Genomic DNA, 24856 nt, shown 5'->3' on the forward strand with positions numbered 1-24856 from the left:
ACCCCAAGGCAAGGACTCCCCGTCACATGAACATCCCCAACATCCTGACGCTGGCAAGAATCGCCTTCATCCCGCTGCTGGTGGTGTTCTTCTATCTCCCCTACGCCTGGAGCATGCCGGTTGCCGCTGGCCTGTTCGCGCTGGCCTCGGTCACCGATTGGCTCGATGGCTACCTGGCCCGGCGCTGGGATCAGTCCACGCCCTTCGGCGCCTTCCTCGACCCGGTAGCGGACAAGTTGATGGTGGCCGTCGCCCTGGCCCTGCTCATCGAACGCTTCGACAGTATCTGGCTGACCCTGCCGGCCCTGGTAATCATCGGACGCGAAATCGTGATTTCGGCGCTGCGCGAATGGATGGCCGAGATGGGCAAGCGCGGCAGTGTAGCCGTGTCCTGGCTGGGCAAGTTCAAGACCTCCCTGCAGATGATCGCCCTGCTGCTGCTGCTGGCCTTTACGCCCGGCACCCAGCTCTCCCTGCTCGGGGTCGCCACCCTGCACGTCGCCGCGATCATGACGCTCTGGTCGATGCTGATGTACCTCCGCGCGGCCTGGCCCCACCTGTCTCGTTCGATGTAGCCGGGCATCACTCAACGCCAACAAGTGATTGACATTAACGAGCTTATCCTTATAATTCGCACTCGAGTCGAGCGGGAATAGCTCAGTGGTAGAGCATCGCCTTGCCAAGGCGAGGGTCGGGAGTTCGAATCTCCTTTCCCGCTCCAATCTCTTCGGGAAACGTCTTCGGGCAACCCCAAGAGAAGCGGTATCGAGGGTCGTGAGCCGGTGCGCCGGTCCGATCGATCTCCTTTTCCGCACCAGACGACTCATTGAGGCTGGATGGCAGAGTGGTCATGCAGCGGACTGCAACTCCGTGTACGCCGGTTCGATTCCGACTCCAGCCTCCATTTCTTGACCCCTTTCAGCTGCCTGCTCGAAAACCGTGCCGCCCGGATGGCGAAATTGGTAGACGCAAGAGACTTAAAATCTCTCGGTGGCAACACCGTGCCGGTTCGAGCCCGGCTCCGGGCACCAGGCTCTTCGCTATCCTCTCACTCCTATCCCGACGGGCACCTTTGCGGCATGCTGGCTGTTGCATAGCAAGCTTCAGCGAGAACGCGCATGGCTCCTAGTACCCCGACTCGTAGCGAACACGATATATTGGTGATCGGCGGAGGCGTTGCCGGCCTGACCCTGGCCCTGCATGCCGCCGAGACGCGCCATGTCACCCTGGTACGCCCCGCCAGCGACGACCAGGGCGCCAGCCGCTGGGCCCAGGGCGGCATTGCTGCCGTACTCTCCCCCCAGGACGATTTCGATGCCCATGTGGCCGATACGCTGGTGGCCGGCGATGGCCTGTGCGACGAGCGGGCCGTGCGCTTCACCGTCGAGCAGGGGCCCGGCGCCATCGAGTGGCTGCTTTCGCTCGGCGTGCCATTCACTCGCGACGACAGCCCGACCGCCAGCTATCCCTATCACCTGACCCGGGAAGGCGGACACGGTGCCCGTCGCATCATTCATGCCGAGGATGCCACCGGGCGTGCCGTACTCGATACCTTGAAAGCCCACGCCCAGGCGCATCCGGCGATCGTCATCCGCGACGATCTCGTTGCCATCGGCTTGCTGGCCGATGCGGAGAAACGCTGTCGCGGCGCCCGCTGCCTGGATGAACGAGGCCAACTGAAGGAATTACTGGCCGGCGATACGGTACTTGCCACCGGCGGCGCCAGCGGACTCTACCGCCATACCACGAGCCCCCACCCCGCGAGCGGCGAGGGCATGATGATGGCCGCCGAGCTGGGCGCCGAACTGATGAACCTCGAGTTCCAGCAGTTTCACCCCACCTGCCTCTACGACCCCGACGGCCCGCCCTTCCTGATCAGTGAGGCAGTCCGCGGCGAAGGTGGGCGACTTTACAGCACCGATGGCCGGCGCTTCATGCCCGAACTCGACGAGCGTGCCGAGCTGGCCCCACGGGATATCGTCGCCCGCGCCATCGATGCCGAGATGCAACGCACCGGCTCACCTCATGTGTGGCTGGACGTGACCCACCTCGGTGAAGCGGCCATTCGTCACCACTTTCCCACCATCCATGCCCACTGCCTTACCCGCGGGCTGGACATCACCCGCCAGCCGATTCCGGTCGTGCCCGCCGCTCACTACAGCTGTGGCGGGATTGCCACCGACCTCGACGGCAGCTCCAGCGTGCCGCACCTGCACGCCATCGGCGAGGTAGCCTGCACGGGCCTGCACGGCGCCAACCGCATGGCCAGCAACTCGCTGCTGGAGTGTCTGGTCTACGCGCGCAGCTGCGCCGCCAAGCTAGCATCCAGCAAGGCGCCCGTCACGTCTCCGCTGCCGTCAGACAGCTCGGGCGGCAGGCAGCTGGAGGCCCAGCGCATCCGGCAGTGGCGCACGGCCATGCGTGACATCATGAGCCGCCACGTGGCGATCGTTCGCCGCGACGCGGGACTCGATGCCGCGGCAAACGAGCTGAGCGAGCTGAGCCGAGAGATAGAGGCCGCGCTGGAAGGCGCCGCACCCAGTGCGGCGCTGGCGAGCCTAGGGCATGCCATCAGGCTGGCTCGTCTGACCGTGCTGGCAGCTCGTCAGCGCCGTGAGTCACGCGGCCTTCACTTCAATCCGGACTGCCCGCATCACTTGTCGCCTCAGCCTTCGAGATTCCATCTGGATGACCTGATACGCCCCGCCTGAAACCCCTTCGAAGCCCCGCCTCAGCGAGCCAAGGCGCGCCGCAACTCACGTAACGCTGCAGACGAAGCGCTGTCGGGCCATAGCCAGGTCCGACGGCGTTCGATGTCCAGCGCAAGCAGCCAAGGGCCGAGGTAGGCGCAGCGCAGCTTGACGGGAACGGCCTCGGCGGCCGCCGCCGGGCGCCATAACCAGCGCCAGCCGCCCCCGGCTTCCGGCAGCATCTGCAGTTCGCCGCGGGCTTGCCCACGCCAGAGCCACCAGCCCAAGGGCAGAAGCCACGCCAGGGCCGGTAGCGTCAACCAGTCAGGCGCCTGGGCCAGCACGGTACCGGTGACCACCAGCGCCAGCAGCCACTGACAGACCCAAGCCAGCCTAGATGGGGCGACGCGGATCGTTATCGGCGTTTTCGGCATGTTCCTGGATCAGCGCCACGATACGACGAAACTGCGGGGCGGGCTCCTCACGCTGCATCAGCCAGGCAAAAAGATCCTGATCCTCGCCTTCGATGAAGGCACGATACGCTGCCTGGTCGTCGGCTCCAAGCTGGTCGTAGCAGTGCTCGAGAAAGGGAATCAGCAACAGGTCGAGTTCCCACATCCCGCGGCGGGAGTGCCAGTAGAGCCGCTTGCGCAAGGCAGCGGCATCGGGGGTATTCGCTTCGCTCAACGTCGGCCTCGGTGGTAGGAGGAATGAGTCGGCCAGTATACCGGAGCCGGGAAAATGAGGCAGTGCTTCGGCATACTTTGCCATCTTTCCTTGACCATGGTCGTAGTGCGTTGTTTTATCTCGGTTTGAGCAGTATGCTGACGAAAGAATAAGAATGCCGCCCAGGTCCCACCGGACCGGGAATCGCCTGGAGATGACCCGATGACCAAATCCGAATTGATCGAACAGATCGCCATGCGACAGCCTGAGCTTTCGATCAAGGAAGTCGAATCTGCGGTTCGCCTGATTCTCGATGACATCACCGATACGCTGGCCGAGGGGGGGCGGGTCGAGATCAGGGGCTTCGGCAGCTTTTCCTTGCATTACCGGGAGCCACGGGTCGGCCGTAACCCCAAGACCGGCGAACCAGTCGCGCTGGAGGGCAAGTTCGTGCCACACTTCAAGCCTGGCAAGGAGCTTCGCGAGCAGGTCAATGCCAGCCGCGCCCTCGGCTATTAACACTTTCGTCACTCACAAGGGATAGACTCATGCGTTGGCTCAAAGGCCTGATCCTGGCCATCATCCTGCTGGCGGTACTTCTTGTCGGCATTCTCTTCGCCGTCAACAACCAGCAGACGGTACCGCTCAACCTGATCTGGGTGGAGCTACCGGCCGTATCGCTCTCCGTCTGGCTACTGGCGGCGCTGGTAGGCGGTGTGGTGCTGGGCATGCTGGCGATGACAGGGGTCTGGCTGAGGCTACGCACTGCGCTCTCCCGCGCCCAGCGCTTGAACCGACAGCAGCGCAAGGAACTTGACCGTCTTCGCGTTCAGGAGCTCAAGGAACTGCCCTAAATGCCTGATGCCCTGCTGCTTGTCATGCTGGTGGCCGCCGTTGCCATTGGCTGGTGGCTAGGCCGCCGTGAGCGCCAGGGTAGCCACGATCCCGCGCCACCGAACACGCTGTCGCGGGATTACTTCGTCGGCTTGAACTATCTGCTCAACGAACAGCCCGATCGCGCCATCGAGACCTTCGTCAGCGCGCTGGAAGTGAACAGCGAAACCATCGACACCCACATTACCCTGGGCAACCTGTTCCGCACTCGCGGCGAGGCGGACCGCGCCGTGAAGATCCACCAGAATCTGCTGGCTCGCCCTACCCTGACGGCCCTGCAGAGCGAGCAGGTACAGCTCGAGCTGGCGCGGGACTTCCTCCATCTGGGGCTATTCGATCGCAGCGAGCGACTGCTCCAGCAACTGGTACACGACTCCAGCCACGACGATATCCGCCATGCCGCCAAGCGCCTGCTGGCGGACCTGTTCGATCGTGAAGGTGAGTGGCTGGCTGCCTTCGACGTGGCCTATCCCAGCCTGATTCGCCAGCACGAGGACATCCGCCGCTCAGCGGCCCACTGGCTCTGCGAGCTAGCCGATCAGGAACGCCATTCGGCCAGCCCCGGGCTTGCCCGCAAGCACTTGCGCCGGGCACTTTCCATCGACCCTCGTTGCGTGCGCGCCAACCTGTTGCTGGCGGCATTGTCCCAGGATACCGGGCATTATCGCGAGGCGATCCGGATTCTCATGCGCATCCCGGATCAGGACCTGGACATGATGCCGATCGTGCTGGAACCGCTCCACCACGCCTATGTGTTGCTGGATGACGAAGCGGGGCTGGTGGCTTGCCTGGAGCAGTTGCTCGAACGCGCCCACGTCACCAGCCTGATCATCATGCTGGCGGAAGCCCAGCGCAAGCGGCATGGACTACAAGTAGCCATCGACCTGGTCAGCGAGCAGCTCAGCCGGGCGCCGAGCCTGGGTGCGCTCGACTACCTACTGGACCTCTACCAGCACCAGCAGCAGGAACAGGGCGCCCCCGACAGCCGGCTGCAATTGCTCAAGCAACATACCCATACCCTGCTGACGGCACGCCCAAGGCATCGCTGCCAGCGCTGCGGGTTCGCGGGGCAGCCGCTCCACTGGCAGTGCCCCAGTTGCCGCAGTTGGGGTACCACACGCCCCATTACCGGCATCGAAGGAGAATGACGGGTTCAACCCGCGGCCAACTCCTGCTCGATGGCCGTCAAGGCTGCCATCGGATCGTCCGCCTGGGTCACCGGCCGACCGATCACCAAATGCGTGCTTCCTGCCGCCATCGCCTCGGCCGGCGTCATTACGCGGCGCTGGTCGCCGTGCTCGGCGCTATGGGGCCTGATGCCCGGTGTCACCTTCAAGAAGCCGCCGCCGCATAGCTCGCCCAGCCGAGCCGCCTCCTGTGCCGAACATACCACCCCGTCCATACCGCATTGACGCGCCAGCACGGCAAGTCGCTCGACGTGCTGTGCCGGAGTCGCATCGATGCCCACGTCGGCAAGATCGCTTGCCGTCATGCTGGTCAACACCGTTACGGCAATCAGATGGGTGGTCAGGCCATGGCGATCGATTCGCTCACGTGCCGCTTCCATCATTCGCCTGCCACCACTGGCGTGAACGTTTACCATCCACACGCCCTGCTCGGCGGCTGCCTGCACGGCTCCGGCCACGGTGTTGGGAATGTCGTGAAACTTGAGATCGAGAAATATCTGGAAGCCGCGTCCATGCAGCGCATCGATCACCTCCGGACCGCTGCGGGTGAACAGTTCCTTGCCCACCTTGACGCGACAGCGCTCGGGATCGAGCCGGTCGGCCAGGCACAGGGCCGCATCGAGAGAAGGATGGTCGAGGGCAATGATCAGTGGTGAATCACTAGACACGTTGAGGGGCTCCGGCTGCGTGGTAGGTAGCTCGATTATACCAGCCACGGCCGGTTAACCGTTCTCTGCAGCCTGAACTATGCTCTTACCTAATATGAACAGCCATTGCGCCCGCACGACGTACAGCGGCTAACGCCATGCCTTGAGCCGATGGACCGGGAGGACTCCATGACAAGTGAACAACGCATTGGCCCCATCGCCCTGCCTGACAGCCGAGCCCAGCGAGTGCTGAGTTCCTTGCTGGAGGGCTCCGGGGTGACCCTCAACGGCGAGGCCCCCTGGGACCCGCAGATCTATCATCCCGAGTTCTGTTCGCGGATCCTGCGTCAGGGCTCCCTGGGGCTGGGGGAGTCCTACATGGACGGCTGGTGGGAGTGCGAACAGATCGACGAGATGGCCTGCCGTCTCCTCCAGCACGGTCTCGGAGAGCGTGCCCGCCCCCCTGCGGATCGCATCATGTATCGCCTCCAGACGGGGCTGCTCAACCTGCAGAGCAAGGCCCGGGCCTATATCGTCGGCGAAGCGCACTACGACCTGGGCAACGATCTGTTCGAGCGCATGCTCGACCCCACCATGTGTTACTCCTGCGGCTACTGGAAGGAGGCCAACACGCTCCACGAAGCCCAGCTTGCCAAGCTCGAGCTGGCCTGCCGCAAGCTCTCACTACGCCCCGGTATGCACGTGCTCGATATCGGCTGCGGCTGGGGCAGTTTCGCCGAATACGCCGCCCGTCACTACGGCGTCTCGGTCACCGGAATCACCATCTCCAAGGAACAGGTCGAGCTGGCACGCGAGCGCTGCGCCGGCCTGCCCGTGACGATCGAGCTCAAGGACTACCGCGAACTGACCGGTTGCTACGATCGCATCGTCTCCATCGGCATGTTCGAGCATGTGGGGCATCGCAACTACGAGGTCTACTTCCAGACCGCAGAAAAGCTGCTGGGGGACGACGGCCTGTTCCTGCTACATACCATCGGTTCGAACAATTCCGAGATCAGCGTCGACCCGTGGATCGACCGCTACATCTTCCCTAACGGGGTCCTGCCCTCGGCCCGCCATATCGCCGATGCCAGCGAGGGTTTGCTGCTACTCGAGGATTGGCACAACTTCGGCCCCGACTACGACAGGACCCTGATGGCCTGGCGCGACAACTTCGACGCTCACTGGCATGAGATCGCAGACCGCTACAGCGAGCGCACCGAACGCATGTTCCGCTATTACCTGTCGGTATGCGCCGGCGCCTTTCGTGCCCGGGACATGCAGCTTTGGCAGGTCGTCTTCTCTCGCGGCAGAAGGGCGCGCTACGACGCACCGCGCTAAGGGCCGCCACGGCATGGGTTTATTCTTACAAGCGGTATAGTCAATCTCTTACAGCTTCTGCTAGATGATTTACTCACTGTTACATCGTATATTAGGCATTCTCTCAACGGCTCCTTCCTGCAGGTAGGTGGCTTCTCGTAGAAGCCAGGCATGCTTTTGGCGAGGCGCTGAGCCGTTACATAACAACATCAGGATGTATGCCTGTGCGCAGCAGGCCACAAGGGACACCCGCATGCCTGAAGAGAATGCCATGACGGGAGGGGAGCTGAATGAATCGATCAGCATGCGTGACTTCACGGAACGCCTGCCTGGCGTCGTCTTTCAGTTTCATCGTGACCATCACGGACACATGCATTTCCCCTACCTGGCCGGAAGCGGCGCCGGCCTGCCAGGAATCGACCGCGACGCCTTGAGCCAGGACGCGCGCCATATGCTCGACCGCCTGGATGAAGAGGACTATCCACGTGTGATGGCCGCCATCGAACGTTCGGCTCGCTGGCGCATTCCCATCGCGACCAAGTTCCGCATACGCCTGTCGAGTCGCCGTTGTCGCTGGGTCGCGCTTCGCGCCCAACCCGAAGACGCGACGTCCGGCGTACTCTGGCATGGCCTGATGATCGATATCACCGAACAGATGGCCGAGGAGGCCAGGCTGCGCCGGCTCTCGGATACCGACGACCTGACCGGCCTGGCCAACCGACGCAGGCTGATGGCCCGGCTGGACGAGGAGACCGCCAGGAGTAACCGGCATGGCAACCCGCTGTCGTTGATGCTGATCGACCTTGATCATTTCAAGCGCATCAACGATACCTGGGGACACCTGCAAGGCGACCAGGTGCTTGCCGAGTTCGCCAACCTCTGTCAACAGTTACTGAGGGAAGAGGATGTCGTAGGCCGGCTCGGCGGCGAAGAGTTCGCCGTGGTGCTGCCATTGACGCCCCAGGTAGCCAGCCTCCCTCTGGCCGAACGACTGCGCCGCGCCATCGCTGAGCACGATTTCGGCATCGAGGCCGGCCAGGTCACGGCCAGTATCGGCCTGGCCGAGTATCGCCTGGGCGAGTCGAGAGATACCTTGATCGACAGGGCCGATCGCAGCCTTTATGCGGCCAAGCGCCGGGGGCGCAACCGGGTCGTCACTTGCAGCAAGGGTTCAGCGTAGCAGGCGGCGGCCCTGCAGCCAGCACATCGCCCCATGCACCGGCAGGTAAAGTACGAGCGGCCAGGCCACAGTCAACATAGCCAGGTAAGGCAATGGGTCGAGCAGCGTCTGTTCGCTCCCGAAGGGGCCGTGCACCCAGTTGATATTGCGCTCGGGCTCGGTGAACAGATACGTCAGCGGCAGCAATAGCCAAGTCAGGCCTGCTTGCCACCACAGGGCACGCCGGTCATAGCCCAGCCTCACCATGGCAAAGCCCGCCACTAGCGGCAGGAAGAGGTGATAGAGCGACAAAACCCGGGCCAACCAGGGGTGCTCCGGATCGAACATGTACTCCGTGCCGCCGATGGGGTGCACACCGGTCATCCAGGCCGAACCGACATCCAGGGACCAGAAGATGCCCACCACTGCCACGGAGAGCCACTGCATCGAGAGCAGCAAACGACTCTCCAGCCACAAGCCGGCCAGGATCAGAAAACTCGCCACGTTGCATAGCCAGAAATAGTTCTGCGCTCCAAGCATCAACGCAAAGGAGGGTGCCCAGAACAGGATCCATCCCGTGAACAGCAACTTGAGCCAGAGCGGCAAGGCGCTATCCTGATGAAGCATTGGACTCCCCCATGCATAGTACGCATCTTGAAGCGTCCAGCGCGGTTCGGGATTCGAGAGACATCTATCGTCAGCGTAGCCACATCCGGGCCAAGCGTACCAGGAAGCCATATGACACCACTCTCACGCCAGCCCTGCGATGCCTGTCGCAGCGGCACGCTCACCGTTGCGGAAGCCGACATCAGGCCGTTCAAGCCCGAAGTACCCGAGTGGCAGATTGTCGAGCGCAGTGGCATCATGAGCTGAGCGGGTCTTTACCGATCGCGTGGGCGAAATTGCCGGGGCCGCGGGTTAATACCGGCGCTGCTCACCGAATGGAGCAAGGTCGCCGTGAGCTGGTGGACACGCGAGATCCTGGGCCTGCATCGCAACGACTTCATTCTTGCCGCTAGAACCGACGAGGTAGCGAAATAAATGTTCGAACATATTGAGCGGGTTCCCGGGGACGCCATCCTCGGCCTGATCGAGGCCTTCAAGAAGGATACCAATCCCGAAAAGGTCGATCTCGGCGTTGGCGTCTACAAGGATGCCCAGGGCAACACCCCTGTGATGCGCGCCGTCAAGGAAGCCGAGGCCCTGCTGCTCAAGAACGAAACCACCAAGACCTACATCGGCTCCCACGGGGCGCCCGAGTACGGCGAGGTGATCCTGCCGATGGTATTGGGCGAAGGCTCACCGGTGCTCGCGGCCGGCCGCGCCAGTGCGACCCAGTCACCGGGAGGTACCGGTGCGCTGCGTCTGGCTGCCGACTTCATCAGCACCCAGCTCCCCGGCAAGGGTATCTGGGTCAGCAACCCCACTTGGCCGAACCATCACGGCATCTTCACTGCCGCCGGTATCGAGCTGCACAAGTACCCCTACGTCGATGCCGAGAATCGCCTCGATTTCGACGGCATGTTGTCAGCTATCAAGCAGATTCCCGCTGGCGACGTCATCGTCTTGCACGCCTGCTGCCACAACCCCACCGGCTTCGATCTCTCCCGCGAGCAGTGGCAGCAGGTGCTGGAAGTGGTCCGTGAGCGCAACCTCCTGCCGCTGGTCGACTTCGCCTACCAGGGCTTTGGCGAGGGCCTCGACGAGGACGCCTATGGCGTTCGCCTGCTGGCCGAGAACCTCGACGAGGTGATCATCACCAGTTCCTGCTCGAAGAACTTCGGCATCTACTGCGAGCGCACCGGCTGTTTGATCATGGTGGCAAAGAACAACGAGCAGATGGAGAACATTCGCTCGCAGGTGGCCATCGTCGCCCGCGAGAACTACTCCAACCCGCCCGCTCATGGCGGCGCCATCGTCAGCGAGATCCTGCATTCCGCCGAGCTGGCCGCCATCTGGCGCGAGGAGCTCACTGAAATGCGCGACCGCATCAACACCCTGCGTCGCGATTTCGTCGAAGCGCTGAGGCCCTACGGACTCGACCAGAAATACGCCTGCGTGGCCGAGCAGCGCGGCATGTTCTCCTATACCGGCCTGCAGCCGGAACAGGTCGACCGCCTGCGCGATGAGTTCGGTATCTACATGGTACGCTCGGGCCGAGCCAACGTGGCCGGCTTCTCCCATGAGAACCTGCCCTACCTGGCCAAGGCCATTGCGGCGGTCAACTGACCGATTTACCGCTTCCCGGTAGCAGCGCAACGCCCCGGCCCATGGCCGGGGCGTTGCGTATCATGGCGAACATTCCGGCCTGGCCGGTGTTCGCTTCAAGCCTTCGAATCCTCGAAGAGCGAGCGCATGTTCTCGATCAGGTAGCGGTCGTCGAACCCAGCCTCCTGCGTCAGTGCCTCGAGGTCCGGTATCGTCACGCTGTAACGCTCACGGAACACCAGTCCTTCATCGCTCAGCGTCGTGAAGGTCCGGCTGACATGTACCGGGCTGAGCCCGAGCAGATCTGCCAGGATCTCCTGCGATAGCGGCAGGCGGAAGCTTTCGCAGCCGTCACCGTGGGTCTGCTTGGTGCGCTGACACATTTCGAGCAGAAAATGGGCCAGTTTCTGGCGCGCGCTGCGCCGTGCCAGGTTGACCAGACGCTCCGTCAGCATCACCTGCTGGCGGCTGGCGATGGCGAACAGGATCGAGGTAAGGGTGAACGACTGGCGAAAGATATCGACGAGATTGCGATGGGGAAAGAAGCAGATTTCACCATCCTCTATCATCTGCACCCCGGCCAGTCGCTGCGAGAAAGCGAACTCGCGCAAACCAATGATATCGCCAGGCAGGTAGATATCGAGAATCTGACGCGTGCCGTTTTCCAGTTCGCGATACGAAAACGCCCAACCGCGCTTGAGAGTACAGAACTCGTACGCCTGGTCCCGCTCATTCCACAAGACAGCCCCCGCCCTGACCGGAGTGGAGCTATCTTCCAGTTGGACCAGCAAAGCCTTGTCCTCGGTGGACAAGGGGTAGTACTGATTGAAATGGCGGACTATGCAGCTCTTGTCTGGGTTCATCGAGCATCCCTCAGCTATAGGTTCATGGGGCTCGCAACGCGACTGTGCGCCATAGCGCAACGAACTCTCGCAATGAGTCAACACACTTCGCTTGCCCGTTTCGCGGCGGATACGACAAAGGCAGTCTTGACCAATTAGTCAGGTGACAGTCAAACTGATGCTGCCTTGACTACAACCCCAACACACAAGAGGCTTTATCATGGCGGCTTCCCCTGTGCATTACCCTTGGTACAAGAAGGAGGACACCGATGCCTTCTTCGCTCTCTTCCAGAACAATATCGCTAACTTCGTCATCATTGCCATCAGCATGCTGGGCATGGGCTTCCCCGCCTCCATCGTATTCGGCCAGGTACTGCCGGGGGCAGCGGTAGCGGTAATGGTGGGCAATTTCTACTATGCCTGGACGGCAGCCCGCCTGGCGCGCAAGGAGAACCGCGCGGACGTCACCGCACTCTCCTACGGCATTTCCACCCCGGTCATGTTTGTCTTCCTGTTCGGTGTGCTGCTCCCCGCGAAGCAGCTCACCGGCGATGCCGAGCTGGCCTGGAAGGTGGCCGTCGCCGCCTGCTTCATCAGCGGCGCCATTGAGGCAGCCGTCAGCCTGGTCGGCCGCTGGGTCCAGTATCATCTGCCACGAGCCGCCATGCTCGGTGCCGTGGCCGGGGTTGCGCTGACCTTCATTGCCGGCGAGATGCTGTTCAAGACACTGGAAATGCCGGTCATCGGGCTGCTGGTACTGGCGATCATCATCGTCGGACTGGTAGCACGGGTCAGCATGCCTTTCCGCTTGCCCACCTCGCTGTTCGCCATCGTCATCGGCACCGCCATGGCTTACCTGATCGGTGACGCCGGCGGCGAGCGCTTCAGTGACGCCTTCACCCACCTCGGCTTCTACCCGCTGCTGCCCAACCTGGCCTGGTTCGAAGGCCTCGGGCTGTTGTTCACCGGCATGCTGGCAGTACTCACCGTGGTATTGCCGATCACGCTGTACAACGCCATCGAGACCATGAACAACGTCGAGGCAATGGAAGCCGCCGGAGACAAGTACGACGTCCGCGAGTGCCAGGCCGTGGATGGCGCTGGCACCATGATCGGCGCCCTGTTCGGCGGCGTCTTCCCCACTACCGTGTACATTGCTACCGTCGGCGCCAAGTGGATGGGGGCGGGCCGCGGTTACAGCATTCTCAACGGGGCGGTCTATGCCTTGGCCACCATGTTCGGATTGATCGCCGCCCTGGCGGCCATCATCCCGGTCTCGGTGGTTGCCCCCATCCTGGTCTTCGTCGGCATGTCGATGATTGCCACCGCCTTCCAGAGCAACGACACGCGTTACTACCCTGCCGTGGCGCTGGCCATGCTGCCCTACTTCGCCAATTACGTGATGACTCGCTTCAACCGTGGCGCCGGCGATGTAGTGGCCGACATCTCGGGCGGTATCGTCGCCATGGGCCAGGGCGCCATGTTCATGGCCATCTTCATCGGTGCCATGACCGTCTCGGTCATCGATCACCAGTTCCGCCGGGCGGCCATCTTCGCCGCGGTGGCGGCCGCCTTCTCCTTCGTCGGCCTGATGCATGCCCCAGAGCTGGCCCTCAATGCCGCCTGGGACTTCACCCTCGGCTACCTGGTAATGGGCGCCCTGTTCCTCTACTTCGCCTGGCAGCAGGAGAAGCTGGCGGCACCGCGCGTCTCCTCATCGCGGCCTGCTCCGGCCACACCACCGCCGCCGGCCGACTGACCTGAACGAATGCCGGGGGGCTCAGCAGCGCCCCCCGGGTTCCCTTGATCTCTCCAGCAGGATCCAGATTGCGGGATGCTGCCTCAGTTGGCGTCGATGCCGCCTTCGGCTTCCGCCTCAGTCTCCGCTGTGCCCCTGATACGGTCACGATTCGCTTCGATCCGATCCCGGGCAGGCTCTGCGGCCCGCTCCATCGCGCGATCCAGCCCGGGGGCTTTCGTACGGCTATCGGCTTCGACCTGGGTCTCCACTTCCGCATCGGCCGCCACACCTGATTCCACCCCGGTGTCCACTGTGGAGTCCGTCTCCACATCGCTCTCGGCATCCCCTTCTAGGCTACCTTCGGCATCGCCTTCGAGACCACCATCGGCACTGCCATCGAGGCCGCCATCGGCACTCCCATCGAGGCCGCCATCGGCACTCCCATCGAGACCGCCATCGGCACTCCCATCGAGACCGCCATCAACTCCGCCTTCGACGCCGCCTTCGACGCCGCCCTCGGCATCACCGGCCTGTGCCAACAGTACGGTAGACCCACTGGTCATCGTCGACATGGTGGCAAGATTGCCGCCCTGCCACTCTTCCGTCTCGGCATGAACGGTTGCACCGGCTAGACCGGCAAAAATCAAGGCCATGCTGGCAGTCAATGTCTTGAGCTTCATAGTGCCTCCTCGTCCCGTTTCCTTGGGGCTATTTCGGTGAGAGTCCTCGCGAGCGGTTTTCAGTGATACCGCTCATACCCCACCTAGCGAGAGGCATGCCATGGCATAAAAATAACCATATAAAAGATATAGTTATAGAAGAACACCGTTCTATTAACTACTTGCGTCATGCATGACAGCCTCATTGGCTGTCGCAGCAAAGCAACGGGAAAAGGTAAAGAGTCGTGAAGAATGCCGAGCTGACGGGATGTAGACCACTGTCCGCATTTCGCTACACGAGGTTCACGAGAGCGCCTGAAGACTTGCCAGTGCCACTCTGATGCAACAAGGCCCTACCGATCTCGGCAGGGCCTTGGCCACGGCTTCGACCTGGGCTTCGCTCCTGAAGAGCTGGAGCAGGCTGCCCTGGCGCCAGAGGCTTCCCGAAAGGAAGCCGCTGTCGAGGCCGAACTTACTGTGCGGGTTGGGCCGGTTGGCCCTCCTGCTGCTGCATCTGGTTCTGCAGGTCTTGCATTTGCTGCTGCTGCTGGGCGATCGCCTCATCCAGTTGCTGGCGCTGCTCATCGGTAAACACCGATTCGATGCGAGACTGCAGCAATACCGTCTCGGCGGTGATTTCACCGGTCAGATCGCCAAGCCGCGACGCATCCTCACGAATGGCGTTTTCGTCGAAATCGGGCCCGACATGATCGCCCAGGCGCGCCTGGAGCGCCTGGGCCTCCTGCTCCTTGGGTGCCAGCTGACGTTCGGCCTCGTCCAGCAGGCTACGAATTTCCTGCTGCTGGTTCTCGTCCAAATCGAGCAACTGATCGAGCTGATCCACCTGATCCCCCTGCGGCGGGGCCTGCATCTGCTGTGCTGCCGCTACACCGGCAATACCCAGAGTGAGCGCGATCGTTGCCAGAAACTTGGTGAACTTCATTACGTACTCCATTCCATCAGAGTTGCTTTCATGACCCGATCCAGTCGAGCCACTACGTCCTAACCCTGACAGCGGAATGAGCGTCAGGTTCGCCCACGCGGTAAAAGTTTCGCCTCGGAGCGGGCACTGGCCTCTCTTCGTGACAGCATACGGCGCATCAGTTGCCAGGCGGCTACCCCGGCCAACACGTTACCGAACGCCGCCCCCGTGGCCAGCCCCGGCAGGCCGCCAAGCGAAGCCCCCAACCAGAGGAACGGGAGATAGCACAAGAACAGCCGCGCCGTGGACATCAGCATGGCACGCAGCGGCCAACCCAGCGCGTTGCCAGCGGAAACCACCAGCATACAGACACCAAGGGCGGCATAACTCGGCAGTAGAAAACGAATCAGTACCGTCAAATCGGCACGCACGTCAGGACTGCCCGCCAGCAATTGAGCGGCCCAAGGTGCAAGCAAAGCCAATGCCATTCCCAGAGCGAGCTGCCATGCCACCACGATCCTCAGCGCCAGGCGCACCAGTTGCCTGACCTGTGTCCAGTCGCCGGCGCCATAGCAGCGCCCCAGCCAGGGGGGCAGCGACATGGTCATGGCCAGCACCACGACCAGGACCAGCATTTCGAGCCGGCTCGCAAGGCCCCATGCCGCCACGGACGATTCCCCCAGGCTCGCCACCACCGAGACGGCGAGCATCGCCGCCAGCGGTGGCATCAGTTGGCTGACCATCGCCGGCCCGGCAATACCGAGAAAGGGCCGCGCCGAACCTGCCAGCTCCCGCCGGAGCCCTCCACGCGCCAGCCAGTCGTTCTGCCGCAGCCGCTTGACACCCAACAACAAGCCACCGGCAAAAGCGATCGCCGTGGCCCAGGCCGCCCCGGGAAGCCCAAGCCCGGCCCAGGGGCCAACGCCGAAGATGAATAGCGGATCGAGCAGCAGGTTGATGAGACTGGTCATCACCATCATCTTGCCGGGCAGTCGCGTATCGCCGTGGGCACGGAACAGGCTATAGATGAAGTAGAGAACCGCCCCCAGCCAGGCCGCGAACAGCTGCGGCGCCCAGTAGTCGCGAATCAGCTCTTGCGTTGCGGCATCGGCCCCCAGACGAGAGAAAATGGGCGCCTGGGCCCACCACAGCACGAACGAGAGCAGGGCGATGGTCACGCTGCCCATCATCAGCACCAGCGAGCCAAGGCGCTTTGCCCTGGCCGTTTCGCCGGCACCCAGCGCACGCGAGATCAGCGCCGCGATAGCGATGCCAAGCCCTACCTGCACGCCGATGATGAGAAAAGTGAGTGGAAAGGTGAACGACTGCGCCGCCAGCGGCGCCGTGCCCAGGCGAGCGACGAAGGCGCTGTCTACCAGCTGGAAGCCGAGCAGTGCCAACACTCCGATGGCCATCGGCCAGGTCTGCCGCCAGAGCATCGGCCCCAGGGAGGCATCGGTTGAAGAAGGAGGCATGGGCAGCTCCGTCGGCATGCGGGGAGACGCATTCTACGCGAAAGTACGCCCCTGCTCAGCCTTGCAAGTCCCCGGGGTTGCTTGCCACCAGCCCCAGCAGGACACGCTCGGTCATCGCTGCAGGCATCGGACGGTAGAAGTAATAGCCTTGCACGAGATCGCACTTTATCTCGCGGATCAACTCCAGCTGCTGCTGATCCTCGACTCCCTCGGCCACGACCTCGAGCCCGAGGCGGTGACCGATGAATACCGCCGCCTCCATGATCGCCCTGTCCTTTGGCTCCCCCGGGGCATCACGCACGAAGGTGCGATCGATCTTCAATGCCGTCACCGGGAATCGCTTCAGGTAGCTCAGCGAAGAGTAGCCAGTACCGAAATCGTCGATGGCAATGCGAAAACCACGATGATAGAGCTCCCAGAGGCATTCCAGGATCCGGCCATCGGCTTCGATCAGCACGTTCTCGGTCAGTTCGATGCCGATCTCTCGCGGCCCGAGCCCGTGGCGTACCAGGCACTGGTGCAGCCGTTCGAACACATCCGGCCTCGATAGCTGTCGCCCCGAGACATTGATGTCGATACGCTCCAGCGGCACACCGGCATCACGCCACAGCGCCCGCTGCCGGCAGGCTTCTTCCATGACCCAGTCGCCCAGGCGGTGAATCAGTCCGGAGCGTTCGGCCACGCGGATGAACTCATGCGGGGATACCGTCGGCCCTTCGCGCGGCTCCCAGCGCAGCAGGGCCTCCAGATTTTCGATTCGTCCACTGATCGCCGATACCTGTGGCTGGTAATGTAGCGTGAGTTCATGGGCATCGAGGGCGCGCTCCAGGTTCTCGGCCATGCGGTGCTCCCGCACCAGCTCGTCGTGCAGGTACTGGTGAAAGAAGCGCACGCTTCCACGCCCTTCCAGCTTGGCACGGTTCTTGGCCACGTCGGCATTACGGATCAGCTCGCGCGCCCCGCTGCCATGATCGGGAAAGAGGCAGACGCCGATGCTGGCCGAGATGCGACGCTCATGTCCTTCCAAACCAAAGGGGAGCTTGAACAGCCCCTGAATCTTGTTCACTACCTGCAGCACGTCCTCCTCTCGACGCAGGCCGGGAAAGGCCAACACGAACTCGTCGCTCGATACACGGGACAGCAGGTCGGTGGAACGCAGCTCATGGTGCAGGCGGCGGGTCAACTCCACCAGCAGTTGGTCGCCCTGTTCATAGCCCAGGGCGTCATTGATCTCGACAAAACGATCGATATCGAGATAGAGCAAGGCCAGCCCGACATCGCGCCGCCGGATGCCACCGAGAACATGGTCGAGGTCGGCCTCGAAGGTCTGCCGGTTGGGCAGTTTGGTCAGCCTGTCATAGCGTGTGGCGAATTCGAGGTCCCGATGTGCCTGCTTCTGGTCGGACAAATCAACGTCGACACAGAACATGAGTGGGTCGTCGGTATGCTCCTTGAGCATTACGTGGTGCGAGAAGACCGGCACCAGTTCGCCGCTCTTGTGTTTGAGTTCCAGTTCTTCCGCTGGTATCTCGATGCCTTGCCGAATCCAGGCCCGGTGTGCCTGGATGACTCCCTCCCGCATGAAATCGGGAATGATCAAATCCTCGAGCAGACCGCCGAGAGCCTCCTCGGCCTTGTAGCCATAGAGCCGTGTACTGGCCGCGTTCCAGTAGATGACTCGGCGATCGCGGTCATAGCCCTGCACCGCCACCTTGGGCAGGCTCTCGAGCAAAGCTCGGAAGCGTTGTTCGCTTTCCAGGTACTGACGGCGCACGCGCTCGACGGCATCGTCGCTTTCCGCAGAGCCTGCGGCTACCGCGGCCGATGGCTTTACCAGCCATCGGCGCAGCCACCGTCTGAAGCGCTGTTCGCGGAACATACGACATTCCTCGCAAGGGGCATGACGGTGCTCATGTTTCCATAATGAGAACAATCTCACCGTTTTTCGTTACATCCTACACAGCATTGTCAGAATTCTCCTACGTCGTTGGTCGTAAGTCTTCCGTCTTTTTCTGCCTTGGCCTTCAGGCTTCAGCCTGACGGTCTAATATTTCCAGCTACAATCTTTGACATTTAGTTTCATTTCTTTTCATTTTTTATTTGTTGCACGGGGCATCCCCGACAACATCGGGCAATCCCGCCCGGCCACCTGGAGATAGCGACATGAAACTCGACACACTCAAACATGGCTACGATTTCACCGGCATGCCAATCGATCCGCTGGTCCACTACTGGGCACCAGACGTCAGCCGCGACCTGGCCACCCGTCACTGGGCCTTGACCGACGTTCGCTCACGCGTGGATTTGTCGGCCTGGCAGGCATTCACTGCCGACCTGCCTCGCGACCCCTACGTCAACAGTCGCTGGAAGCGCATGTCCTGGCTGGCGCTGGACGAGGCCGGAGAGGTCAGGGACATGGGGCACTGTCCCATGGCCCAAGGTGGCGCCTTCAATGCTGCAGAAAGCATGGCAGACCGGCTGCGTTACTATGACCCCCTCACACCGGAGTTTCTAGCCCGCCCCGACGTCAAGGCCTTCGTGCACGCCTGGGCGATGCTGTGGAACCTAGGGCCCAACGAACCGATCCTGATGCAGATTACCGGGGTGCGTGGCGAAGGCCAGGTCGATCCCCTGCAGGGCCAGGGAATCCATGCCGACGGCTGCAAGGCCTTGAGCATCCTGGTGCTCCAGCGCGAGAACGTCAGCGGTGGCGCCAATCATCTGTATGCCGACCAGGCCGGCACGCAGTCACTGATGGAAGCCACGCTGCAGGAAGGCGACATCCTTCACCTGCACGACGACCGCCTCTACCACAGCATCGACAGTATCGCCCAGCAGGACCCGGATGCCACTTTCGAGCGGTTCATCATCATCATCAATAGCCGGTTCGTGGATGACTTCCAGAACCGCATCCTCAGGCGGCATTTCCCCGATGCCGTGCTCAACGAGACCCGCTAAGACCGACCCGCTCCCGCCTGCCTCCCAATAAACGACACCCCCGGCCATGGCCGGGGGTGTCGTTCGTGTTGCCTGGCGAATCGCTCGTCGACTGAGCTTACTGGCGTACCCCCTCGAAGGTGACGTAGAGCTCGAGCTCGTGCATCACTTCGGGGAAATCACTCATGTCGATACCGAAGTCGGCAAGCGTCAGCGTGGTCGAGCCCTCGAAACCGGTACGGTAGCTGCCCCAGGGATCCTCCCCCTCGCCCACCAGTGTCACCGGCATCTCGATCTCACGGGTCTCGCCCTTGAGGGTGAAATCACCGGTGAGTACGCCTTCATCGTCCCCGGTCGGCTCGAAGCCGGTGGAAACGAAGGTCGCGGTGGGATAGTCGTCGGCACTGAGGAAATCGTCGCTCAGGAAGTGACGGTCGCGCTCCGCGTGGTTGGTGTTGAGGCTGCCCACCTGCACTTCCATTTCGACGCTGGAAGCCTCGAGGTCTTCCGGGTCGTAGTGGAAGCGACCTTCGAACTCCTCGAAGTTACCCAGAATGTAGGAATAGCCAAGGTGATTGATCTTGAACTGGATGAAGGCGTGCTGCCCCTCGGTATCCACCACGTAGTCGTCGGCCAGGGCCTGACCAACGGTGGCCAGGGAAACGGCGCCAAGGGCAGTAGCGAGTGCGGCTTTCTTGAACATGGGTCTCTCCTTGGTGAAGCGCGCTGAGGCGCTGGTGTTCAACGGCGACGCGTACGTGCCGGATTCAGCATGCGAGTGAGGGTATCGTGGCGATCGAGAAAATGATGCTTCAGCGCCGCACAAGTATGCCCTGCTGCCAGCAGTAACAGTGCCAGGGCGCTGTACCAGTGGATCTCACCGGCAATGCTGGCCTGATCGGGCAGGTGGCTAATAAAAGCGGGCACGTCGAACCAGTCGAACACGCTGATGCCACGCCCACGAGCAGTGGAGATCAGGTAACCGCTCACCATTACCGTCAGCATGAGGACGTAGAGGGCGATATGACCGAGGTGTGCGGCGATGCGTTCGACACGGCTCCCCTGGGCGATAGGAGTCGGCTGGAACAGCCGCCAGAGAATACGCAGCAGCGTGGCGAACAGCAGCAGCATGCCGATGGAACGGTGCCACCATGGCGCACGGTTGTACCAGGGATCGAAATACCCCAGGTCCGTCATCCACCAGCCCAGCAGGAACAGCCCCACGATCGCCAGGGCACTGATCCAATGGAAGGTGATACTGACCAGGCCCCAGCCTGACCGGGTGTTGCGCCACATCTCGTCGCTCCCGTTGAGCTTCGTCATCGATGGAGGGCAGCATACCGTAACGCATGATCAGGATGCGCTGAAAAAACCGAACGTTACGTTCGTAAAAATTACCCGTTCGACTACCGGGATGCGCCGCGCGCCACGCATCCGGAATCGAAATCAGCTCAGCGCATCGAGTCCGCGCGCCAGATCGGCACGGATGTCATCGAGCGCCTCGAGCCCCACCGCCACGCGGATCAGCCCCTCGCCGATACCTGCCGCTTCCTTCTGCGGCTGCGAAAGCCGCCCGTGGGTAGTGGTGGCAGGGTGGGTGATGGTGGTCTTGACGTCACCCAGGTTGCCGGTGATCGACAGCATGCAGGTGGCATCGATGACCGACCAGGCCGCCTCGCGCCCCCCTCTCACCTCGAAGCCCAATACTGCACCGAAGCCGCCCTGCTGGCGGCTGGCCAGTTCATGCTGCGGGTGGTCCGCCAGGCCGCTGTAGTGAACCCGCGCTACCGCCGGGTGCGCCTGCAGCCATTCGGCCAGGGCCTGGGCATTCTCGCAGTGGGCACGCATGCGCAGGTTGAGCGTCTCCAGTCCCTTGGTGAAGATCCAGGCGTTGAACGGGCTCAGGCACGGCCCACAGGTGCGCACCACGCCGAAGACCTCCTCGAGTTCCCGATTGCGGCCCACCACCGCACCGCCCACCGCCCGACCCTGCCCGTCCAGGTACTTGGTGGCGGAATGGATGACCAGGTCCGCCCCCAGCGCCAGCGGCTTCTGCAGCGCCGGGGTCAGGAAGCAGTTGTCGATGGCAAGCAATGCGCCATGACGCTGGGCAATCTCGGCAAGCGCCGCGATGTCGACCACCTCGGAGAGCGGGTTGGAGGGCGTCTCGGCGAACAGCAGACGCGTACGGGGCGTGATTGCCGCCTCCCAGGCCGCCAGGTCGGAAAGCTCCACATAGCGCGTGGTGATGCCCAGCTTGCCGAAGTACTTGTCGAACAGGCTGACGGTCGAACCGAACAGCGAGCGCGAGGCGACGATCTCGTCGCCGGCCTGCAGCAGGGCGAGCACCGTCGAGAGAATCGCCGCCATGCCGGAGCTCGTCGCCACGCAACGCTCTCCGCCCTCGAGCGCCGCCAGGCGACGCTCGAAGGTGTGCACCGAGGGGTTGGTGAAGCGGGAGTAGACGTTCCCGGCCTCTTCGCCGCCGAACTTGCGCGCCGCTTCGGCGGCGCTGCCATAGACGAAGCTCGAGGTGGGAAAGATCGGCTCGCCATGCTCCTGCTCATGGGTACGCTGGTGGCCGCAGCGAATCGCCAGGGTTTCCAGTGCCCAGCTGTCGTCGGGGGATGTCTCGTCATGCATGCTCGGCCACCTCAGTCATCGATGTCGTCTTCCTGGTTATGCATGCCCACCAGGGCGTGGGCTCCGGCGCCCAGTTGCTGCTTGGCGGCATCGTTGCGCGAAGCTTCCAGCGCTGACAGGTAGCCGGCATCGATATCGCCGGTCACGTAGCGACCGTCGAACACCGAACAGTCGAACTGCTCGAGCCCGGGGTTGACCTCACGACAGGCATCCTTCAGATCGTCCAGGTCCTGGTAGAAGATGCGGTCGGCGCCGATCAATTCACCCACCTCGGCTTCGCTGCGGCCATGGGCGATCAGTTCCGCAGCCGCCGGCATGTCGATACCGTAGACGTTAGGATAGCGCACCGGCGGCGCCGCCGAGGCGAAGTAAACCTTGTTGGCGCCGGCCTCGCGAGCCATCTGGATGATCTGCTTGCAGGTGGTGCCGCGCACGATGGAATCGTCCACCAGCAGCACGTTCTTGCCCTTGAACTCGACGCCGATGGCATTGAGCTTCTGGCGTACTGACTTCTTGCGCTGGGTCTGGCCCGGCATGATGAAGGTCCGCCCGATGTAGCGGTTCTTCATGAAGCCTTCGCGATAGGTCACGCCCAGGTGCTGGGCGAGTTCCAGCGCCGAGGTACGCGAGGTATCGGGGATCGGAATCACCACGTCGATGTCGTGTTCCGGCCACTCGCTGCGGATGCGGTCGCCGAGCTTGCGCCCCATCTGCATGCGCGTGCCGTAGACGTAGGCGCCATCGAGGATGGAATCGGGCCGTGCCAGGTAGACGTGCTCGAAGATGCAGGGTGTCAGGGTAGGCGTATCGGCGCACTGCTGGGTGTGGAACTCGCCCTCCATGTCGACGAAGATCGCCTCGCCCGGCGCCAGGTCGCGATGCAGCTCGAAACCGCCCACATCGAGCGCTACGGACTCCGAGGCGATCATCACCTCCTGCCCCTTGCCCTCGTCGCGGGTACCGAACACCACCGGACGGATGCCGTTGGGGTCGCGGAAGGCCACCAGCCCGACGCCGTTGATGATCGCGACCGCAGCATAGCCGCCGCGGCAGCGACGGTGCACCCGCCGTACTGCATCGAAGATATCGCCGGGTGAGAGGTGCAGCCCCTGCTTGCCCAGTTCGTGCGCGAACACGTTGAGCAGCACCTCGGAATCCGAACTGGTGTTGATATGGCGCAGGTCGGAAGAGAACAGCTCCTGCTTGAGCTGGTCCGAATTGGTCAGGTTGCCGTTATGTGCCAGCGCGATGCCATAGGGGGAATTGACGTAGAACGGCTGCGACTCCGCCTCGCTGGATGAGCCCGCGGTGGGGTAGCGCACATGACCGATCCCCAGGTTGCCCTGCAGCCGCGCCATGTGGCGAGTGTGGAACACATCGCGTACCAGGCCGTTGCTCTTGCGCAGCAGAAAGCGCCCTTCGCTCCATGTCATCATGCCCGCGGCATCCTGGCCGCGGTGCTGAAGCACCGTCAGGGCGTCATAGATCGCCTGGTTCACGGTCTGCTTGGCCACAAGGCCGACGATACCGCACATTCCACCTTACCTCGCTTGCAGGGGGGCCGACCGCAGTCGGCTTGATAAAAGCATGATTCTCAGCTCACAAGGCACCAGGCTCGGGGTTGCCACCGTCGCGCCGCTCGGGCAGCGGCATGTTACGCCACGCCTCGGGCGCCTCGGGCACGCGTCCTTCCCAGGCCTCGAGCTGATTGACGGCCCAGTCGCGCAGCTGCTCGAAGGAGGGCCGCAGCTCCGCATCCTGCCACGCCTGCAACTGGGCCAGCGGCGTCAGGCTGATCAGGATGGTCGCCACTATCAGCACCGCCGCACCTCGTGCGATGCCGAAGCAGGCACCGGCCACGCGGTTGAAGAACCCCATGCCGACCCACTCCACGGCGGCATGCACCATGCGAATGACGATACCGCAGAGCAATACCACACCGAGAATCACCAGCACGAAGGCCAGCACCAGCCGGCCGTCGGGACTATCGATCAGCCCGGAAAGCAGATCGGCTACCGGCTCGGCAAGCAGGCGCGCCGCCAACAGCGCGATGATCCAAGCCGCCAGCCCCAGCCCTTCGCGTACCAGGCCACGCATGAACCCTGCCAGGGTCGAGATGGCCAGTACGGCAAGAAAGCCCCAGTCGAGCCAAGTCAATGTCATACCGTCACTCTCTCACTCGAACCAGCAGGCCCTGCAGGTTGACGCGTTCCTTCACCGCACTCATGGCACGCTCGCCGGAATCCGAGGAGTCGAAGGGCCCCACGTAGACCGTCGTCATGTTGTTGTCGCGCCGCCGGCTATAGACGGGAAACCCCTGCTCCTGCAGCTGCGCCTGGAGCCGCTCGGCATTGCCCGGCTCGCCGAAGCTGCCCACCTGAACGGCCCACTCGCCCCCCGGCGATGCGCTCACCGGTGAGGCCGGCCGTTCGGGCCCGGAGTCCGGGGCGGCGGGCGGGCTGCTCTCGGCCCGCTCGGAAGCCGCCTGGGCCAAGTCCGCGATGGGGTCCTCGCGCGGTGCCGTGCTGCCCGTTTCGCCCTGCTGTACCGCCACGGCTGGCGCTGGCTCCACTCGGGCTACCTCACCGGGTGTGGGCTCGACGTCTTCCAGCGGCGGCTGCGGTTCCACCAGTTCGGGGCTCGTCTCGGGCGCGCGGATCTGGCCCAGGCTCTCCGGTGGCTGCGGATCGGGCACGCTGCGCCGTTCCACCGGCACCGGCTGCTCGATGGTCAGCATCGGCTGGGGACGCTCGTCGCGAGGTGCCGGCTCATCGAACAGCATCGGCACAAAGATCACCGCCAGGGCGATCAGGATGACCGCCCCGCTGATTCGTTCGCGCATTCCATACTTCATCGTGCCCTCCTG

At 62.9% G+C, this 24856-nt stretch carries 27 protein-coding genes and 3 tRNA genes; 15 read left to right on the forward strand and 15 right to left on the reverse strand.

Going from position 1 to position 24856, the window contains the following annotated elements; translation table 11 throughout:
- The first annotated feature begins 26 nt into the window (after positions 1 to 26).
- From pgsA to nadB, 5 genes are all read left to right on the forward strand, one after another.
- Positions 27 to 575, forward strand: coding sequence for a CDP-diacylglycerol--glycerol-3-phosphate 3-phosphatidyltransferase (gene pgsA, locus ACUY1T_RS03555; RefSeq protein ID WP_446020354.1), 549 nt, complete (start codon positions 27 to 29; stop codon positions 573 to 575).
- A 71-nt stretch (positions 576 to 646) separates the two neighbouring features.
- Positions 647 to 721 (forward strand) — tRNA-Gly (locus ACUY1T_RS03560).
- 109 nt (positions 722 to 830) lie between these two features.
- Positions 831 to 904: transfer RNA gene (locus ACUY1T_RS03565), tRNA-Cys, on the forward strand.
- Between the two features lie 40 nt (positions 905 to 944).
- A tRNA-Leu gene (locus ACUY1T_RS03570) sits at positions 945 to 1031 on the forward strand.
- 87 nt (positions 1032 to 1118) lie between these two features.
- Positions 1119 to 2711, forward strand: coding sequence for an L-aspartate oxidase (gene nadB, locus ACUY1T_RS03575; RefSeq protein ID WP_446020355.1), 1593 nt, complete (start codon positions 1119 to 1121; stop codon positions 2709 to 2711).
- Positions 2712 to 2731: 20 nt separating this feature from the next.
- Here nadB and ACUY1T_RS03580 read toward each other — a convergent pair whose 3' ends face one another.
- Together ACUY1T_RS03580 and ACUY1T_RS03585 are read right to left on the reverse strand one after the other, a co-directional pair.
- Positions 2732 to 3124, reverse strand: coding sequence for a hypothetical protein (locus ACUY1T_RS03580; RefSeq protein ID WP_446020356.1), 393 nt, complete (start codon positions 3122 to 3124; stop codon positions 2732 to 2734).
- Complete coding sequence (locus ACUY1T_RS03585; RefSeq protein WP_446020357.1) at positions 3084 to 3377, reverse strand: FAD assembly factor SdhE; 294 nt, start codon at positions 3375 to 3377, stop codon at positions 3084 to 3086. Before ACUY1T_RS03585 ends, ACUY1T_RS03580 begins: the two co-directional genes overlap by 41 nt.
- Positions 3378 to 3578: 201 nt before the next feature.
- Here ACUY1T_RS03585 and ACUY1T_RS03590 point away from each other — a divergent pair, with 201 nt between their 5' ends.
- The 3 genes from ACUY1T_RS03590 to lapB are packed head-to-tail and all read left to right on the forward strand — an operon-like array spanning position 3579 to position 5398.
- Complete coding sequence (locus ACUY1T_RS03590; RefSeq protein ID WP_086508802.1) at positions 3579 to 3875, forward strand: integration host factor subunit beta; 297 nt, start codon at positions 3579 to 3581, stop codon at positions 3873 to 3875.
- A gap of 29 nt (positions 3876 to 3904) precedes the next feature.
- Positions 3905 to 4210 carry a LapA family protein gene (locus ACUY1T_RS03595; RefSeq protein ID WP_446020358.1) on the forward strand — a complete coding sequence of 102 codons (306 nt, stop codon included), beginning with the start codon at positions 3905 to 3907 and terminating at the stop codon, positions 4208 to 4210.
- A complete protein-coding gene (gene lapB / locus ACUY1T_RS03600) occupies positions 4211 to 5398 on the forward strand; it encodes a lipopolysaccharide assembly protein LapB (protein WP_446020359.1) in 1188 nt (395 codons plus the stop codon).
- A gap of 5 nt (positions 5399 to 5403) precedes the next feature.
- On the opposite strand, the gene pyrF is transcribed toward lapB, so the two are convergent.
- Positions 5404 to 6105, reverse strand: a complete 702-nt coding sequence (gene pyrF, locus ACUY1T_RS03605; RefSeq protein WP_446020360.1) for an orotidine-5'-phosphate decarboxylase — start codon at positions 6103 to 6105, stop codon at positions 5404 to 5406.
- A gap of 168 nt (positions 6106 to 6273) precedes the next feature.
- Between pyrF and cfa the strand changes: the two genes are divergently transcribed.
- Both cfa and ACUY1T_RS03615 read left to right on the forward strand, forming a co-directional pair.
- Entirely contained in the window at positions 6274 to 7425 is a 1152-nt protein-coding gene (cfa, locus tag ACUY1T_RS03610) for a cyclopropane fatty acyl phospholipid synthase (protein WP_446020361.1), read from the forward strand.
- Between the two features lie 232 nt (positions 7426 to 7657).
- Positions 7658 to 8584 carry a GGDEF domain-containing protein gene (locus ACUY1T_RS03615; RefSeq protein WP_446020362.1) on the forward strand — a complete coding sequence of 309 codons (927 nt, stop codon included), beginning with the start codon at positions 7658 to 7660 and terminating at the stop codon, positions 8582 to 8584.
- Here ACUY1T_RS03615 and ACUY1T_RS03620 read toward each other — a convergent pair.
- Positions 8576 to 9190, reverse strand: coding sequence for a hypothetical protein (locus ACUY1T_RS03620; protein ID WP_446020363.1), 615 nt, complete (start codon positions 9188 to 9190; stop codon positions 8576 to 8578). The two genes, ACUY1T_RS03615 and ACUY1T_RS03620, sit on opposite strands and share 9 nt — an antisense overlap.
- A 111-nt stretch (positions 9191 to 9301) precedes the next feature.
- Between ACUY1T_RS03620 and ACUY1T_RS03625 the strand changes: the two genes are divergently transcribed.
- Genes ACUY1T_RS03625 through ACUY1T_RS03635 form a run of 3 tightly spaced genes read left to right on the forward strand, consistent with a single transcriptional unit; the run spans position 9302 to position 10792 of the window.
- The gene (locus ACUY1T_RS03625) at positions 9302 to 9436 is read left to right on the forward strand and encodes a hypothetical protein (protein WP_446020364.1); all 135 of its coding nucleotides are present in this window, start codon (positions 9302 to 9304) and stop codon (positions 9434 to 9436) included.
- A 48-nt stretch (positions 9437 to 9484) separates the two neighbouring features.
- Positions 9485 to 9604 carry a 4a-hydroxytetrahydrobiopterin dehydratase gene (locus ACUY1T_RS03630; RefSeq protein ID WP_446020742.1) on the forward strand — a complete coding sequence of 40 codons (120 nt, stop codon included), beginning with the start codon at positions 9485 to 9487 and terminating at the stop codon, positions 9602 to 9604.
- The gene (locus ACUY1T_RS03635; RefSeq protein ID WP_446020365.1) at positions 9605 to 10792 is read left to right on the forward strand and encodes an amino acid aminotransferase; all 1188 of its coding nucleotides are present in this window, start codon (positions 9605 to 9607) and stop codon (positions 10790 to 10792) included.
- 95 nt (positions 10793 to 10887) lie between these two features.
- Here the strand turns inward: ACUY1T_RS03635 and ACUY1T_RS03640 are convergent, their stop codons facing one another.
- Entirely contained in the window at positions 10888 to 11634 is a 747-nt protein-coding gene (locus tag ACUY1T_RS03640) for a Crp/Fnr family transcriptional regulator (RefSeq protein ID WP_446020366.1), read from the reverse strand.
- Positions 11635 to 11833: 199 nt separating this feature from the next.
- Between ACUY1T_RS03640 and ACUY1T_RS03645 the strand changes: the two genes are divergently transcribed.
- Positions 11834 to 13372 (forward strand): NCS2 family permease, encoded by a 1539-nt coding sequence (locus tag ACUY1T_RS03645; RefSeq protein WP_446020367.1) that lies wholly within the window; start codon positions 11834 to 11836, stop codon positions 13370 to 13372.
- A gap of 83 nt (positions 13373 to 13455) precedes the next feature.
- Here the strand turns inward: ACUY1T_RS03645 and ACUY1T_RS03650 are convergent, their stop codons facing one another.
- The 4 genes from ACUY1T_RS03650 to ACUY1T_RS03665 all read right to left on the reverse strand — a co-directional run bounded on the left by ACUY1T_RS03650 (position 13456) and on the right by ACUY1T_RS03665 (position 18289).
- The gene (locus tag ACUY1T_RS03650) at positions 13456 to 14034 is read right to left on the reverse strand and encodes a hypothetical protein (protein WP_446020368.1); all 579 of its coding nucleotides are present in this window, start codon (positions 14032 to 14034) and stop codon (positions 13456 to 13458) included.
- A gap of 451 nt (positions 14035 to 14485) precedes the next feature.
- The gene (locus ACUY1T_RS03655) at positions 14486 to 14956 is read right to left on the reverse strand and encodes a Spy/CpxP family protein refolding chaperone (RefSeq protein ID WP_446020369.1); all 471 of its coding nucleotides are present in this window, start codon (positions 14954 to 14956) and stop codon (positions 14486 to 14488) included.
- A gap of 83 nt (positions 14957 to 15039) precedes the next feature.
- Positions 15040 to 16410, reverse strand: coding sequence for an MATE family efflux transporter (locus ACUY1T_RS03660; RefSeq protein WP_446020370.1), 1371 nt, complete (start codon positions 16408 to 16410; stop codon positions 15040 to 15042).
- A 55-nt stretch (positions 16411 to 16465) separates the two neighbouring features.
- On the reverse strand, positions 16466 to 18289 hold the full coding sequence (locus ACUY1T_RS03665; protein WP_446020371.1) for a putative bifunctional diguanylate cyclase/phosphodiesterase: 1824 nt from the start codon (positions 18287 to 18289) through the stop codon (positions 16466 to 16468).
- A gap of 284 nt (positions 18290 to 18573) precedes the next feature.
- Here ACUY1T_RS03665 and ACUY1T_RS03670 point away from each other — a divergent pair, with 284 nt between their 5' ends.
- The gene (locus ACUY1T_RS03670; RefSeq protein WP_446020372.1) at positions 18574 to 19368 is read left to right on the forward strand and encodes a 2OG-Fe dioxygenase family protein; all 795 of its coding nucleotides are present in this window, start codon (positions 18574 to 18576) and stop codon (positions 19366 to 19368) included.
- 97 nt (positions 19369 to 19465) lie between these two features.
- Here the strand turns inward: ACUY1T_RS03670 and ACUY1T_RS03675 are convergent, their stop codons facing one another.
- The 6 genes from ACUY1T_RS03675 to ACUY1T_RS03700 all read right to left on the reverse strand — a co-directional run bounded on the left by ACUY1T_RS03675 (position 19466) and on the right by ACUY1T_RS03700 (position 24844).
- Positions 19466 to 20050 (reverse strand): YceI family protein, encoded by a 585-nt coding sequence (locus tag ACUY1T_RS03675; RefSeq protein ID WP_446020373.1) that lies wholly within the window; start codon positions 20048 to 20050, stop codon positions 19466 to 19468.
- Positions 20051 to 20088: 38 nt separating this feature from the next.
- Positions 20089 to 20643, reverse strand: a complete 555-nt coding sequence (locus ACUY1T_RS03680; RefSeq protein WP_446020374.1) for a cytochrome b — start codon at positions 20641 to 20643, stop codon at positions 20089 to 20091.
- 150 nt (positions 20644 to 20793) lie between these two features.
- On the reverse strand, positions 20794 to 21990 hold the full coding sequence (locus ACUY1T_RS03685; protein ID WP_446020375.1) for an O-succinylhomoserine sulfhydrylase: 1197 nt from the start codon (positions 21988 to 21990) through the stop codon (positions 20794 to 20796).
- Between the two features lie 11 nt (positions 21991 to 22001).
- Positions 22002 to 23525, reverse strand: coding sequence for an amidophosphoribosyltransferase (gene purF, locus ACUY1T_RS03690; RefSeq protein ID WP_446020376.1), 1524 nt, complete (start codon positions 23523 to 23525; stop codon positions 22002 to 22004).
- 64 nt (positions 23526 to 23589) lie between these two features.
- Positions 23590 to 24153, reverse strand: a complete 564-nt coding sequence (locus ACUY1T_RS03695) for a CvpA family protein (RefSeq protein ID WP_446020377.1) — start codon at positions 24151 to 24153, stop codon at positions 23590 to 23592.
- 4 nt (positions 24154 to 24157) lie between these two features.
- On the reverse strand, positions 24158 to 24844 hold the full coding sequence (locus ACUY1T_RS03700) for an SPOR domain-containing protein (RefSeq protein ID WP_446020378.1): 687 nt from the start codon (positions 24842 to 24844) through the stop codon (positions 24158 to 24160).
- Positions 24845 to 24856: the final 12 nt, after the last annotated feature.

Source organism: Billgrantia sp. Q4P2, assembly GCF_052806135.1.

Excerpts from the sequence above, each read along its gene's own strand:
- pgsA (WP_446020354.1), top strand. The coding sequence starts at position 27 with ATGAACATCCCCAACATCCTGACGCTGGCAAGAATCGCCTTCATCCCG.
- nadB (WP_446020355.1), top strand. The coding sequence starts at position 1,119 with ATGGCTCCTAGTACCCCGACTCGTAGCGAACACGATATATTGGTGATC.
- ACUY1T_RS03580 (WP_446020356.1), bottom strand. The coding sequence starts at position 3,124 with ATGCCGAAAACGCCGATAACGATCCGCGTCGCCCCATCTAGGCTGGCT.
- ACUY1T_RS03590 (WP_086508802.1), top strand. The coding sequence starts at position 3,579 with ATGACCAAATCCGAATTGATCGAACAGATCGCCATGCGACAGCCTGAG.
- ACUY1T_RS03595 (WP_446020358.1), top strand. The coding sequence starts at position 3,905 with ATGCGTTGGCTCAAAGGCCTGATCCTGGCCATCATCCTGCTGGCGGTA.
- lapB (WP_446020359.1), top strand. The coding sequence starts at position 4,211 with ATGCCTGATGCCCTGCTGCTTGTCATGCTGGTGGCCGCCGTTGCCATT.
- cfa (WP_446020361.1), top strand. The coding sequence starts at position 6,274 with ATGACAAGTGAACAACGCATTGGCCCCATCGCCCTGCCTGACAGCCGA.
- ACUY1T_RS03615 (WP_446020362.1), top strand. The coding sequence starts at position 7,658 with ATGCCTGAAGAGAATGCCATGACGGGAGGGGAGCTGAATGAATCGATC.
- ACUY1T_RS03620 (WP_446020363.1), bottom strand. The coding sequence starts at position 9,190 with ATGCTTCATCAGGATAGCGCCTTGCCGCTCTGGCTCAAGTTGCTGTTC.
- ACUY1T_RS03625 (WP_446020364.1), top strand. The coding sequence starts at position 9,302 with ATGACACCACTCTCACGCCAGCCCTGCGATGCCTGTCGCAGCGGCACG.
- ACUY1T_RS03635 (WP_446020365.1), top strand. The coding sequence starts at position 9,605 with ATGTTCGAACATATTGAGCGGGTTCCCGGGGACGCCATCCTCGGCCTG.
- ACUY1T_RS03640 (WP_446020366.1), bottom strand. The coding sequence starts at position 11,634 with ATGAACCCAGACAAGAGCTGCATAGTCCGCCATTTCAATCAGTACTAC.
- ACUY1T_RS03645 (WP_446020367.1), top strand. The coding sequence starts at position 11,834 with ATGGCGGCTTCCCCTGTGCATTACCCTTGGTACAAGAAGGAGGACACC.
- ACUY1T_RS03650 (WP_446020368.1), bottom strand. The coding sequence starts at position 14,034 with ATGAAGCTCAAGACATTGACTGCCAGCATGGCCTTGATTTTTGCCGGT.
- ACUY1T_RS03655 (WP_446020369.1), bottom strand. The coding sequence starts at position 14,956 with ATGAAGTTCACCAAGTTTCTGGCAACGATCGCGCTCACTCTGGGTATT.
- ACUY1T_RS03660 (WP_446020370.1), bottom strand. The coding sequence starts at position 16,410 with ATGCCTCCTTCTTCAACCGATGCCTCCCTGGGGCCGATGCTCTGGCGG.
- ACUY1T_RS03665 (WP_446020371.1), bottom strand. The coding sequence starts at position 18,289 with ATGTTCCGCGAACAGCGCTTCAGACGGTGGCTGCGCCGATGGCTGGTA.
- ACUY1T_RS03670 (WP_446020372.1), top strand. The coding sequence starts at position 18,574 with ATGAAACTCGACACACTCAAACATGGCTACGATTTCACCGGCATGCCA.
- ACUY1T_RS03675 (WP_446020373.1), bottom strand. The coding sequence starts at position 20,050 with ATGTTCAAGAAAGCCGCACTCGCTACTGCCCTTGGCGCCGTTTCCCTG.
- ACUY1T_RS03680 (WP_446020374.1), bottom strand. The coding sequence starts at position 20,643 with ATGTGGCGCAACACCCGGTCAGGCTGGGGCCTGGTCAGTATCACCTTC.
- ACUY1T_RS03685 (WP_446020375.1), bottom strand. The coding sequence starts at position 21,990 with ATGCATGACGAGACATCCCCCGACGACAGCTGGGCACTGGAAACCCTG.
- purF (WP_446020376.1), bottom strand. The coding sequence starts at position 23,525 with ATGTGCGGTATCGTCGGCCTTGTGGCCAAGCAGACCGTGAACCAGGCG.
- ACUY1T_RS03695 (WP_446020377.1), bottom strand. The coding sequence starts at position 24,153 with ATGACATTGACTTGGCTCGACTGGGGCTTTCTTGCCGTACTGGCCATC.
- ACUY1T_RS03700 (WP_446020378.1), bottom strand. The coding sequence starts at position 24,844 with ATGAAGTATGGAATGCGCGAACGAATCAGCGGGGCGGTCATCCTGATC.